Raw genomic sequence first — 13,926 nt, 5'->3', positions numbered from 1 at the left:
AAAAGAGTTATTCAGGTAGCACTTTTGTTGCCTTTCAATTAGGGGGCATAAAATAAAATAGGCGGGTAAAGGACCCGCCTATTTGAAATTAAAATTCTTTAATTCTTAATAACCTTGATTTTGCGTAAGGTTCGGGCTATTGATAATTTCCTGCTCGGGAAGTGGAAACAAATAGTGCTTTTCTTGAAGCGCCTGATCTGAATTCAAATTGACATGACCTATAAAATCATCGAATTGACCGTTCGTGCTGTTATACACCTTTCTCAATCTCACCATGTCGAACCAAAGCTTCATTTCGAAGCATAGTTCATGCCAACGCTCTGTCCATACCGCCTCGCGGAAAGTTTGCTGGTTGAAGCTACCTAAGTCACCAGTAGTCAACTGAGCGCGATCTCTAATAGCCGTTAAAGCATCTAGAGCGTCTTGGGTAGGCCCACCTACTTCATTGGCAGCTTCAGCATAAATTAACAGAACCTCTGCGTACCTGAATATCGGCACATTTAAATTATCTTTTGCCGTACCCTCAACACCTTCGGTACCATTGGCTATAACATTAAAATGTTTGAAGATATAGGGTTTGCCAAGCTCAAAAAGCTCACCACTACCATTAGTATAATAACTCGTATAGAACCAACCGTCACGATTTTGCTTTCTTAGATCACCGTCATCAAAAGAATTGTAAAAATCTATTTGTGGAATGGTACTACCCGTACCTGATGGCCCTCTGTATGTCACGGGTTGAAAATTAGGAAACATATTGCCCATTGGGTTATCACCTATCAAGTTGTTATACTGAAGGCTAAAAATATGTTCGCCCATATTATTGAGTGTTTCGTCATGAACTTCACCATAAGTGTCGAATAAACGAAGTGGACCTGGATTATCGATTATTTCTTTAGCCTTTGAAGCAGCATCAGCGTATCTGGCCGTTTCGTTCAGAGGAAAACCCGCCATCGTTAAATAAACCTTCGCCAAAAGGGTTTTAACTGCAGATTGTGAAACCCTACCCGATTCATCCGTCCAAGGAAGGCCAGCATTCTCAGCTTCCAATAAATCGTTCACAATCAGTGAATAAACCTCTGACTGTGGTGCCCTTGAAGGAAAGAAATCTTCAGAAGTAGCGCTCTGGGGAGTCGTAATCAAAGGAACATCGCCCCAAAGACGAACAGCATAAAAATAGGCCCATGCACGCAAAAACTTGGCCTCGCCCAAAATTTGATTCTTTTGTCCTTCATCCATATCGATTCCCGGCACATTTTCCAACACTAAATTGGCATTTGCTATCACCTTATAAACACCTCTCCACCAGTTTCTAATGTGTAACGTGTTATCATCGAACGATAGAGAATAAAGGTTGTTCAAATCAGAATTTTGTGCTGTTTCTGTAGTGGTCGTTCCTGTCGGAGCCAACAAAAATTGCCAGTTAGAAGAGAATATACCAGCACCATCACCAACAAATCGAGCATCTGCATAAACCGCTGCTATCGCCGACTCAGCATGGGTGGCAGTTGTATAAAAACTTTCAGGCTGCAAATTCGAGGGGTCTTGCTCGTCTAAAAAATCGGAGCAGCCAAACACCCCAAGTACCAAGGCTAGCCCTAGCACTTTACTAATTGTATATCTAATATTTAATTTCATGATACTTTTTCTTTTTTAGTTACTTTTTATATACCCACTTGAAGACCTAAAACAAAAGTCGTAGACCTTGGGTATTCGTGCCATTTCATTCCTTGAGAAAAAACGTTGCTTCCGGCATTACCTCTAATTGGGGTAATTTCAGGATCACCTATCAATTCGTCATCTACCCACAAAAAGAAATTCTGGGTAGAACCATATATTCTTAATTTGTTCAAGTGTAATTTATCAAGTAATTGTGGTTGGAACGAGTAGCCTAGAATAAGGTTTCTACCTCTTAAAAAAGAGCCATCTTTGATCCAATGCGAATCAACATTGGTTACATACCCCGCTCTTGTATCACGAACTTGGGCAATCATGGTGTTCTGGTTATCGGGCGTCCATGCATTAAGCACAGTTCTATAACTATTGGCCAATGCCTGTCTGTCTTCACTTGAGTGAAGGTTCATGTCCATCACATCGTTACCCCAAGAATATTGAAGATCGATGGTAAGATCAATTCCTTTATAAGTAAAATTATTGATGAAACTTCCTGATGCTGTCGGGTAGCCATTTCCTATGATTGTTCTGTCTTCATCATTAATAATCTTATCACCGTTAAAGTCTTTATACTTGATATCACCAGGCAATAGGGTAAGTCCGTTTCTATAGCTTACGAAGCTTGCGGCTTCTTCGGCTTCGTCGGTTCCCCAAACGCCCAATCTGGTCAACCCCCAAAATGCTCCAACAGGTTCACCGATACGGATAACGTTTGTGGGATTGGTAATTCCAGGACCACCAACTCCAAAAATATCGGAAGGAGTAGCCAGTGATAACACCTTATTACGGTTCATTGTGATATTGAAATTGGTCGTCCAATTAAAATCTTCCAGTGCTACGTTGACCGTATTAAGGGAAATTTCAAGACCCTTATTTTCCATGGAACCAATATTTCTCTTAATAGTTGTATAACCTGTTGTATGCGGCACCGGTGCATCTAACAACATATCAGTTGTTTTTCTATAGTACACATCGGTTTCAAGGCTAATACGATTATTAAAAAGGCCAATTTCTAAACCAACATCATATTGAGCAGTCTTTTCCCATTTCAGGTCGGGGTTTTCTAATCGGTTAAGGCCGGTACCCCCTACTAGATTGCCTCCCCAAATAGTTTGATAATTTGAACCAAGCAACGATAATGATGTATAAGGGTCAATCTCTGAGTTACCGGTCAAACCGTAACTTGTTCTCAATTTCAGATTGGAAATGGTCTCACTGTCCTTCAAGAAATTCTCGTCAGAAATTCTCCATGCCAATGCCGCGGAAGGAAAGAATGAAAACTTATTATTGTCTCCAAACTTAGAAGACCCATCGGCTCTTCCCGTTAGCGTAAACAAATATTTGCCATATAGGTTGTAATTCAATCTTCCAAAATATGAGTTCAACGCTTCTCTTTGAGAATTTGAGCCTACTCTTATATTATTTGAACCAGCTCCTAAATTGTTGTACTCAAAATAATCGGTTGGAAAATTATTGGCCTCCGAACTAAAGAAGAAAGAATTGCTCTGTTGCCATGACAATCCCAAGAGAGCCGTTAAAGAGTTATTCTCATTAAACTGCTTGTTATAGGTAAGATAGTTCTCAACCGACCAAAAAATTTCTTTATTGCTACTTGAAGAGGCATAAGCTTGGCTGTTTCCGGCCAGAGTAGCATCACGAAATTCTGGGTTCTCTTGAGTAATCACGTTAGCCCCAAGTACAGTTCTCATTTCCAACTCATCTGTAAAAGTTATGTTGGAATACGCACTACCAGAGGCTGTTTGTGTATTCAAAATATATTGTTGCCCATCGAGTCTGTGCACAGAACTAAAGGTTCCTTCCGCGAAAGGGTAGTCTCTGTTATCAGCAAAAATTCCTTCCCTTGGGTGACCGGCTGGATACCTTACCGGAAGAAAAGGAAAATCTTCCACCATTCTTCTTGGTACTTCATCATTGGTATCTGCCAGATTTTCTGTTTGATAGTTATAGCTAAGTGTACCACCTATTTTTACCCAATCTTTAATCTGATCGTCGATTGAAAATCTTCCTGAATAGCGCTTTAAATACGTATTTTTCAGAAGCCCCTGTTCATCGTTAATACCCAATGAAAGAGCATAAGTGGTTCTTTCATTACCACCTGAAAAACCTAATTGGTGGTTTTGAGAAAGTCGATGTTGTTGCACCTCTTTTGACCAATCTGTGTCGTATAAGGGGTTGCCATTACTATCGAATAAAGAAGCCATTAATGGATCGGCCCTTTTTAGGCGTGGCTCATATTGTGCATAGTTACCGGCGGCCCAACCTTCAGGGTCGAACTTGGCAGAATTCTCCCATGACAATTGCTCTATCATCATGTACTCTTCAGCATTAAGCACTTCGGCTTTATTGGGCCCGAACTCCTTAACGTTGTATTCAACATTATAGGTGATTTGACCTTGACCGGCCCTACCCCTTTTGGTAGTTACAAGAATAACACCGTTGGCACCTCTGGCACCATAGATGGCGGTTGAGGACGCATCTTTTAAAACTTCTATTGACACCACATCATTCGGGTTCAAGAAGTCAATGGCAGAGCTATATTGATCTAGGTTTCCTTGAGGCAATTGAACCCCATCAACAACATATAGCGGGTTATTGGAAGAGTTTATAGAGCTAAAACCCCTAATTCTTACATTGGTCTTACCCCCAGGGCGACCTGAGTTGGTGTTGACCTGCACCCCCGCTATTCTACCAGCTAATGACTGGTTTAATGATTGTACAGGTCTTTCTTGTAGCTCTTCAGAATCTACTTGCCCCACGGCACCTGTTAAATCAGATTTTCTTTGGCTACCGTAACCAATCAATACTACTTCTTCTAGTTCGGCCGCATCCTGTTGTAGTACTACATCGATTTCGGATCGATTGTTTACTTGAATCTCAGCCGATTCATATCCGATATAACTGAACACCAATGTAGCGCCGCCATCTACATCAATTGAGTAGTTTCCATCAAAATCGGTTTGTGTTCCGTTGGTAGTTCCTTTCACTACAACGTTTGCGCCCGCTAACGGACCGGTATCGTCCGAAACGTTTCCATTCACTGTTTGAGCCTGTCCAATACCAAAACACAATAGTGCTCCGATAAATAGAAGGCCTTTTGATAATGTTCCCATCATAATTTAAGTTTCTTTAAGTTTAGTTAACAGATTTTAACAGGTGAAAGTAAGGTATATGTTCAATCTGAATTGTGGGACAACCGTTAAATAATCGTTAAAATGATATGAATTACCGATAAAATGTAAGGTGAGCTTAAAATGTTGATATTCTTAAAAATATACCTCTTCAATTATCTATATGCCACTGTAACTGATAATTTTGCACCTTAAGTTTTCGTAATTTGGCTGAAATTTTTCCTTCATGACCGCCATTCATATTCTACTACTAATTGGAATTTACTTTCTTTTGCTCCTTTCCATCTCATACTTTACAGGAAAGAATGACTCAAATATTGATTTTTTCAAGGCAGGTAAGTCATCGCCCTGGTATCTAGTTGCCTTTGGTATGGTCGGGGCTTCGCTTTCCGGGGTTACCTTTATTTCGGTACCCGGGTGGGTAGCGAGTTCTGAATTTAGTTATATGCAGGTAGTATTCGGTTATTTGGCCGGCTACCTGGTCATAGCCTACGTTTTGCTACCCATATATTATGAACTCAACGTTACTTCGATCTATGAATATTTAGAACGTCGTTTTGGCAAGACTAGTTACAAGGTCGGGGCTATATCTTTCTTTGTTTCAAGGGTATTAGGGGCCTCTTTTCGCTTGTTTTTAGTTGCCATTGTTCTTCAACAATTTGTATTTGACGACCTAGGCGTTCGTTTCGAACTTACCGTAATTCTTTCTATTCTTTTAATTTGGATTTACACTTTTAGAGGTGGGATCAAGACCATTGTCTGGACGGATACTCTTCAGACTACTTTTATGCTCTTGTCAGTAGGGTTATCCATTTATTTCATCAATCAACAATTGGATTGGAACATCTCAGAATTTTTGGCATCAGAAGAACTTAAGGAATACAATAAAATGATTTTTTTTGACGACTTCTTCGGAAAGAATCATTTTATCAAATCATTTCTAGGTGGTATGTTCATTACCATTTGCATGACCGGTCTTGATCAAGATATGATGCAAAAAAACCTGACGTGTAAATCATTAAAAGATGCGCAAAAAAATGTTGTTTCCCTAAGCGTTGTTTTGGTAGTCGTAAACTTTGTTTTTCTTCTTCTGGGCGCTCTATTGTTTATCTATGCCGACCGATTCGGTATTAGCACCCCTTTAATGAACGGAGAAGCCAAATCTGACCTATTGTTTCCACAAATTGCACTTAAAAGTGATCTGGGCATTGTTGTCGCCATAACTTTCATGCTCGGTCTCATAGCCGCGGCGTACAGTAGTGCCGACAGTGCTTTAACCTCATTGACCACCTCATTCTGTGTCGATTTTTTAGGCATTGAAAAGAAACCTGAAGAACGCCAGAAAAAAATAAGAAAATCGACCCACGTCGGCATGAGTTTCTTGCTGGTTTTGGTGGTCATAGCCTTCAAACATATTTTAGATACCAACGTAATCGACGGCCTTTTACAAGTCGCCACCTACACCTATGGGCCGCTTCTGGGGCTATTTACCTTTGGTATCTTCACAAAACACCAATTAAAAGATAGGTATGTTTGGATTGTTGCCCTGGTCGTAGTTTTGATTATTTATCTCATAGCTTCAATGCCCCCCAAAATCTTGGGAGGATATCAAATAGGATACGAACTTCTACCTATAAATGGTTTGTTGACCTTTTTAGGGTTGTGGTTAATTAGGGATAGAAAAGTGGAGCCCAAAAACACCTAGAATTCTAATAATTCAAGTGTTAAATTTCTTTAGGAAAATTCTTATCGAACATTCCTTCAATTTTCGTCAGTACTGATTGGTAGCCAAAAGAACAAGGGTACAGGCTACCTCTACTTCAATGCCTTTCGATTCCAATAAACGGTAAAGTTCTGGGTTTTCAGTACCAGGATTAAAAATCACGCGTTTCGGATTTAATTGTAAGATTTTGTCGATATATTCAGGCTGACGCTTTGCACCTATATACAAAGTAATAGTGTGAATGTTTTGAAAATCATCAAAATTGGTCTTTATTTGTACTTGTCTGATATCCCCCTCTTTTAAACCAAATGCTACGGTATCAACGTTATGGTCTAAAAGACGATTTACCGCCAGATTACTATAACGATTTTGTTTGAGTGAGGCTCCAAGTACAAGTGTTTTTTTCATTTGTTTGGCAGGGATGTTAAAATTTATGAAGTCTGTAACGTTTGTAATTTCCAACCGTCTATTCTCAACGTGCAGCAGCTTATCTTAATAAAATATTGGTCGTTGACAAAGCTATAATTTATAGTTAATGGTTAGTGTTTAGTATAGTGGAGTCAACGACAGAAACCCCGATTTTTATCGGGGTTTTGTTTTATGATTACCAGCGAATAATGGCACTGCCCCAAGTAAAGCCACTACCAAAAGCGGCCAAAACCACTAAATCACCGTCTTTAACTTTGTTGCTCTCCCATGCTTCGGTCAAAGCTATGGGTATCGAAGCGGCAGTAGTATTGCCGTATTTCATGATATTATTGAACACTTGGTCGTCAGATAGACCAAATTTGTTTTGAATAAATTGGGAAATTCTCAAATTTGCCTGATGGGGCACCAATAAATCAATATTATCTGCTTCGAGATTATTGGCTTTTAACCCTTCAATGATAACCTCACTAAAACGAACCACTGCGTTTTTAAAAACAAATTGCCCGTTCATATATGGGAAGTAAGATTCATCGTCGGGATTATTCTCCTCAATAATATCGGTTACCCACCTTTTGCCCATGCCAGGGGCTATCAAAGAAAGCTCTTCGGCATGTTGACCTTCTGAATGAAGATGGGTAGATAAAATTCCTTTTGAGTTATTATCTTCACGGGTCAATACTGCAGCACCGGCCCCATCGCCAAAAATCACCGAAACCGAGCGCCCTCTGGTGGTCATGTCCAAACCTCTAGAATGTAATTCTGATCCAATCACCAATACATTTTTGTACATGCCACTTTTAATATACTGATCGGCCACAGAAATGGCATATATAAAACCTGAACATTGGTTACGAACATCAAGTGCTCCCACTGTTTTTATGCCCAAATCTCGCTGAACCAAAACCCCGGGACCAGGAAAGTAATAATCGGGACTCAGGGTAGCAAAGACTATAAAATCGATGTCATCTTTCTCAATACCTGCCCTTTCAATGGCTATTCTAGCAGCCTTGACCCCCATACTCGTGGTAGTATCTTGATCAGGTATAACGTGTCTTCTTTCTTTGATACCGGTACGCTCTTGGATCCACTCGTCACTGGTATCCATTACCTTTGACAAATCATGGTTACTCACTACATTATCGGGTACGTAGTGCCCAAGCCCAATAATCTTTGAATTGTACATAGTATAAGTTTTTGAGTTAAGCTTCTTGTTGTTTATTCAACTTCAATAGCCATCTAATCGAAGGGAAGCCTAAAATTAAGATGTCAAAAATAGAAGAATCTTTTTATAGAGAGAAAATTAGACATATTCTAAGGTAGTGATTTAATATAAGCCGCATGTGCTTAATACAATTATCTGTCGGTTGAGGCTAAGAGGTTGAAATTTAATTTTTGAAATGCTACAATCAAAAACGTGCCCTTTTTGAGGGCACGTTCTCAAACAACCTAACCAATAAAATCAGAATGTGGCAATAGTAAAGGTCTTTTTCATAGCAATCTTTCCTATCCACTCTCAAATATACATTTTGTTTAATAAATAATAAAATTTATTAAACAAATTTAAATGTTAATTTATTCTTGTCATAAATGCTCAACGGAATAGTGTCAGTTTGTCATTCTATATTACTCTGGTATTTTTTTTGAAATTATCGTGACACGCAACAAAATGCTTGCAACCTTGTAAGGTATTCAAGTTTTAATTTATAAAGAATCACAGAGTCAAAATAATGTATTATGGCAACAGGTAAAATCAATGTTTCGGTTGATAACATATTTCCGCTGATCAAAAAGTTCTTGTACAGCGATCATGAAATATTTTTAAGAGAGCTCATTTCCAATGCTACGGATGCAACCTTAAAACTTAAGCATCTGACCGCAATTGGTGAGGCAAAAGTGGAGTATGGCACCCCTATTATCGAAGTCAAAATCGATAAAGAAGGGAAGAAAATACATATTACCGACCAAGGTATAGGTATGACCCAAGAAGAGGTCGAAAAATATATCAATGAAGTTGCTTTTTCCGGAGCGGAAGAATTTCTCAACAAATATGAAGATGGTGCGAAAGATGCAGGTATCATAGGACATTTCGGACTTGGCTTCTATTCTGCCTTTATGGTCGCCCATAAGGTGGAAATCATTACAAAAAGCTTTAAAGAAGACACCCAAGCCGTTCACTGGTCATGCGATGGTTCACCTGAATTCAATCTTGAGCCTGCCGAAAAAGAAGAACGTGGAACAGAAATCATTCTTCACATTGCAGAAGATTCTACCGAGTTCTTAGAAGAGAACCGCATAAGCGAGCTTTTAAGAAAGTACAACAAATTCATGCCTATTCCGATTAAGTTCGGAACTAGAACGGAAACACTTCCTAAGCCCGAAGATGCGAAGGAAGATGATCCTGCACCTACACAAGAGGTCGATAATTTTGTGAACAACCCTAACCCGGCATGGACGAAGCAACCTACCGATTTAGAAGACAAGGATTATAAAGAATTCTACCGAGAGCTCTACCCAATGCAGTTTGAAGAGCCCTTATTTCACATACATTTAAATGTTGATTATCCTTTCAACCTTACCGGTATTCTCTACTTCCCGAAGTTGACTAACGACCTGAACATACAAAAAGATAAAATTCAACTTTATCAAAACCAAGTTTTCGTTACCGATAATGTAGAAGGCATCGTTCCTGAGTTTTTGACCATGTTACGTGGTGTTATCGACTCTCCGGATATTCCGTTGAACGTTTCACGTTCTTATTTACAGGCGGATGGAGCGGTCAAGAAGATTTCTTCTTACATAACCCGAAAAGTAGCGGATAAATTGAACTCTTTGTTCAAAAACAATCGTGAAGACTTTGAGAAAAAATGGAACGATATTAAAATCGTTATCGAATACGGAATGCTGTCCGAAGAAAAATTCTTTGAGAAAGCTGATAAATTTGCTCTTTACCCAACCGTTGATGGCGCTTACTATACTTTTGAAGAACTTCAAGAAAAAATCAAAGCCAATCAGACGGACAAAGATGACAAATTGGTTATTCTATACGCTTCTGACAAACAATCGCAACACAGCTATATTCAAGCTGCAAAGGCCAAAAATTATGAAGTTTTATTGTTAGACTCGCCTATTATCGGTCACCTAATGCAAAAACTGGAGACTTCGAAAGAAAAAATCTCATTTGCCCGAGTAGATGCCGACCATATCGATAATCTGATTAAAAAGGAAGAAACCCAAATATCAAAATTGTCCGATGAGGAGAAAGAAAAATTGAAGGTAAGCCTTGAAGAAGTTATCGATGATAAGAGCTATACGGTTCAGCTTGAAGCCATGGATAGTACTGCCTCTCCGTTCATCATTACCGAACCTGAATTCATGAGAAGAATGAAAGAAATGCAGCAGACCGGTGGCGGTGGTATGTTCGGTATGGGCAATATGCCTGACATGTATAATATTATCGTCAATACCAACCATGAATTGGTAGGCGAAATATTGAATACGAAGACTGCCAAAAAGAAAGAACGCCTAATCAATCAATCCATCGATTTGGCCAAACTTTCAAAAGGTCTTTTAAAAGGTGAAGAACTTACCGAGTTTATTAAGAGAAGTTATGAAATGGTGAAATAACATTTTACCGATAAGTATAAAAAAAGCTCTGATTAATCAGAGCTTTTTTTATTTGAAGGAAACCGGCTATTACCAATAAATCGGGCCTGTACCCAAATACTTATCGGCAATTGGCTTGTAATAGTCAATAACATCTTCCAAATCATAAATCTTTTGCGATTTGGTGTAAAGGTCGTATCGGTTGAAATCTTTAATAATCTGTAGATACTCCTCATCTTTATCATTCAATAATTCTTTATAGCTTCCGCCGGAATGCCAAGGGTAAAAAGAATGATATCTTATCATTACCATGGCCTCAGGGGGTAATTTATTTTCTTTATGATTGGCCAATACCCTATAAAGATATTCATCATGACCCCAAGCCAAGGTTAAATTATCAAGACCGCATCCTTCTTCATAAATACCTGTGGTTGTATTGTAGCGAGGGTCTTGCATATCAGGATTCAATTTGTTGAACTCAGGATACACACAGCTATCCGGTAGCGCACAACCTACTACAAAAACATCACCAACTGTACCCCACTGCTCGTCTTGACTAGTACCATCTTCATCACTACCCCACATAAACATTACCTTGCCCAAATCATGAATAAGCCCCGTTAACTGCATCCAATCTGGGCGGTTGTCTTCACGAATAGCTTCCGCACTCTGAATCAAATGCTGCACGTTTGGCAAATCAAGATCTGGGTCACTTACGTCAATAAGTTTATTTAAGTGGGCCATGGCCTCGAACAAAGGCATTGGCTTATCGAAATTCAAATATTTGTCATGCATACTACGAACGTATTCGACCGTCTGGTTTTTACGCATTTTTCGATAATGCTCTTTGACAGCCGCTTTCACATCTACGGCCTCGTAGTTTCTAAATGTTTTCTCCATTACTGTAGTTTCTATTAAATGAGTTTAAGTCGTTTTTCAGATGTGAACATCAAAAAACGGGATAACGCGTTCATTCACACATTTCCAAGTACAATGTACAAAATTATTGCGCATGAAATCAGGGCCACACTAAAGTGCTTCGCATACTTCCAGGGTTTCAAATCCAAAACTTTTGCATCTTGCATTACAAATCTTTCTTCTTTCTTCATTAGAGCGGAGGCTATATGCATCACCAAAATGTTCAATACGAATTCAATACCCCAGATATGAACAAAGTGAAGCTGCACCTCAAAAATATAATCGACAAGAACGTAAAATACCAAGCCGAAGAGAAGACCGATTTTAGCACCCCCGGCAGAAACCCGCGGGAAAAGAAAACCGGCAATAATAACACTGGCAATCGGTATGAAGAAAATTCCGTTCAACTGTTGCAGCAACTGATATAGACCCTCGGGGGCTTTAGCTACAAATGGTGCTATACCGATAGCAAAAATTGCGAGCAATGCCGATGTCCATTTACCTATCGAAACGAGTTTATGGTCACTGGTGTTCTTATTAATGTATCTTTTATAGATACCTAAACTGAATAAGGTGGCTGCACTGTTCAAGGCACTGTTAAACGTACTGAGTATAGCACCCATCATCACCGCCACAAAAAATCCCGTTAACCATAGAGGTAAAACCTTTTTTACCAATAGGGGGTACACACTATCAGGGTTGTCATAAAGACTATCTCCAAAATAATAAAAGCCGATCAAACCTGGTAAAACCACAACCAATGGTACCAGTATTTTAAGTATGCCCGTAAACAAAAGACCTTTTTGAGCTTCCTTTAAACTAACAGCACCAAGAACACGTTGAATTATTGACTGGTGCATACACCAAAAATAAATTTGGTTCAACATAAAACCGGTGAATAAAACTTCGAAAGGTAATATGGCCGTTCGGGCCCCCTCACCCACTCCAGGTTCATCACTGACAACATTAAATTTCTCGGGACTATTTTCGAATACCATTCCGAAACCTTCAAACAAGTTTCCATCACCTATACTCAAAAGCGCCAATATCGGAACCAAAAGACCTGCCACAAGAAGTCCGAACCCATTGATGGTATCGGTATAGGCAACCATTTTTAGTCCACCGAAAATTGCGTAAACGGCACCTATAGAGCCAACTATAAGTATCGTAACCCAAATACCTTGTTGTTGGGTTACATTCAATAAATCTGATATTTCAAAAATGGCCTCAATGTTCAGAGCGCCGGTATACAGCACTATCGGAAGCAATGTTGCGACAAATGAAAATATAAGTAGTACCGCTATCAGGGTTCTGGTCAAGCCATCGAATCTATTCTCCAGAAATTGTGGTATTGTGGTCAAACCCATTTTCAAGTAGCGTGGTGCGAAATAAAGTGCCGCCACTACCAATGCTACAGCCGAAGTAACCTCCCAAGCGATAATGATTGCTCCGTTTCTATAAGCCGAACCATTCAGCCCTACAAGATGTTCGGTAGAAATATTGGTTAAAAGAAGAGATCCGGCGATAACAATTCCAGTAAGCGACCTGCCCCCTAAAAAATATCCGTCTTGGGTATCAAGTTTATCGCGTCTAAGTTTCCATGTTGCGTAAAATGCAACAAATCCGGTAAATAGTAAAAAAGTTAGTAAAGCCATAGCGATAAATGTATATAATTTTTCTTAACATTTTATTTCAACCAAAACGTACCACAACTATCTATTGATTAAAATCATTTAAGGAAAAGTATGTTGAGAAAGCTATTCTTTTGAGTGTGAAATTTTTATAGAATCGGAAATTGCAGCAACCCTGCCAATTAAAAAAAGGAGAGAAATTAAATAATTACATAGTAATGCCGAAATGTGATAATTATCATAAAAAAGAAGGGCTATATTTCATAAATTCATCATAAAGAGAAACAGTATATGAGAAAGAGAAATTTTGGCAATTATATCAATTGATTTATTGATTAACACATTACAGCTAATTGACTAGAAACCCTCGGTAAGAATTTGATAAAAATTTGGAGTATTTAATACCAAAAATTAACAACTCGATAAAAAACGACCTGCTTATCACTAACGAAATCGTTTTCAACCCCATAAGTATTTAAAAATCTGATATTTAATCCAAATCTAAGTTCTTTACGTATTGATTTTATACAAGAATATTATGAAATTTGACGTTATAAATTGTAATATTTAGACTACAAATTAATTAAGTTTTTAATTATAATTTCAATTCAATGTTTAGCAAGGAATCGGTACTGTTCTTAATAATAATCTGGAGCTTATTCCTCATCTGGGAATTTAATCTCAATTGCGGCAATGTGCAGAAAGCAGCCCCTTTAATGAGATACGACCTCGTGATACTGCCAGCTTTGATTCTTACCACTGGTTACGTATTCCATAGACATTTTAGAAATCAAAAGTA

The 13,926-nt window shown here is 38.7% G+C and carries 8 protein-coding genes; 2 read left to right on the top strand and 6 right to left on the bottom strand.

Going from position 1 to position 13,926, the window contains the following annotated elements; all coding sequences use genetic code 11:
- Positions 1-105: 105 nt before the first annotated feature.
- The gene (locus IL356_RS13625; RefSeq protein WP_192466557.1) at positions 106-1,638 is read right to left on the bottom strand and encodes a RagB/SusD family nutrient uptake outer membrane protein; all 1,533 of its coding nucleotides are present in this window, start codon (positions 1,636-1,638) and stop codon (positions 106-108) included.
- A 26-nt stretch (positions 1,639-1,664) separates the two neighbouring features.
- Complete coding sequence (locus IL356_RS13620) at positions 1,665-4,808, bottom strand: SusC/RagA family TonB-linked outer membrane protein (protein ID WP_121848123.1); 3,144 nt, start codon at positions 4,806-4,808, stop codon at positions 1,665-1,667.
- Between the two features lie 241 nt (positions 4,809-5,049).
- On the opposite strand from IL356_RS13620, the gene IL356_RS13615 reads away from it, so the two are divergent.
- Entirely contained in the window at positions 5,050-6,528 is a 1,479-nt protein-coding gene (locus tag IL356_RS13615) for a sodium:solute symporter (RefSeq protein WP_121848122.1), read from the top strand.
- A 66-nt stretch (positions 6,529-6,594) separates the two neighbouring features.
- Here IL356_RS13615 and IL356_RS13610 read toward each other — a convergent pair whose 3' ends face one another.
- Positions 6,595-6,954, bottom strand: coding sequence for a CoA-binding protein (locus IL356_RS13610; protein WP_121848121.1), 360 nt, complete (start codon positions 6,952-6,954; stop codon positions 6,595-6,597).
- Positions 6,955-7,150: 196 nt separating this feature from the next.
- On the bottom strand, positions 7,151-8,158 hold the full coding sequence (locus IL356_RS13605; protein ID WP_121848120.1) for a 3-oxoacyl-ACP synthase III family protein: 1,008 nt from the start codon (positions 8,156-8,158) through the stop codon (positions 7,151-7,153).
- A 551-nt stretch (positions 8,159-8,709) separates the two neighbouring features.
- Here IL356_RS13605 and htpG point away from each other — a divergent pair.
- A complete protein-coding gene (gene htpG / locus IL356_RS13600) occupies positions 8,710-10,599 on the top strand; it encodes a molecular chaperone HtpG (RefSeq protein WP_121848119.1) in 1,890 nt (629 codons plus the stop codon).
- 69 nt (positions 10,600-10,668) lie between these two features.
- Here htpG and IL356_RS13595 read toward each other — a convergent pair whose 3' ends face one another.
- Positions 10,669-11,478 carry an inositol oxygenase family protein gene (locus tag IL356_RS13595; protein ID WP_121848118.1) on the bottom strand — a complete coding sequence of 270 codons (810 nt, stop codon included), beginning with the start codon at positions 11,476-11,478 and terminating at the stop codon, positions 10,669-10,671.
- Between the two features lie 74 nt (positions 11,479-11,552).
- Entirely contained in the window at positions 11,553-13,151 is a 1,599-nt protein-coding gene (locus IL356_RS13590; protein WP_121848117.1) for a solute:sodium symporter family transporter, read from the bottom strand.
- Between the last annotated feature and the right edge of the window lie 775 nt (positions 13,152-13,926).

Source organism: Euzebyella marina, from assembly GCF_014855515.1.
Lineage (GTDB): Bacteria > Bacteroidota > Bacteroidia > Flavobacteriales > Flavobacteriaceae > Euzebyella > Euzebyella marina.
Note: the sequence above shows the minus strand (reverse complement) of the source record. Positions and strands in the feature narration are given on the sequence as shown.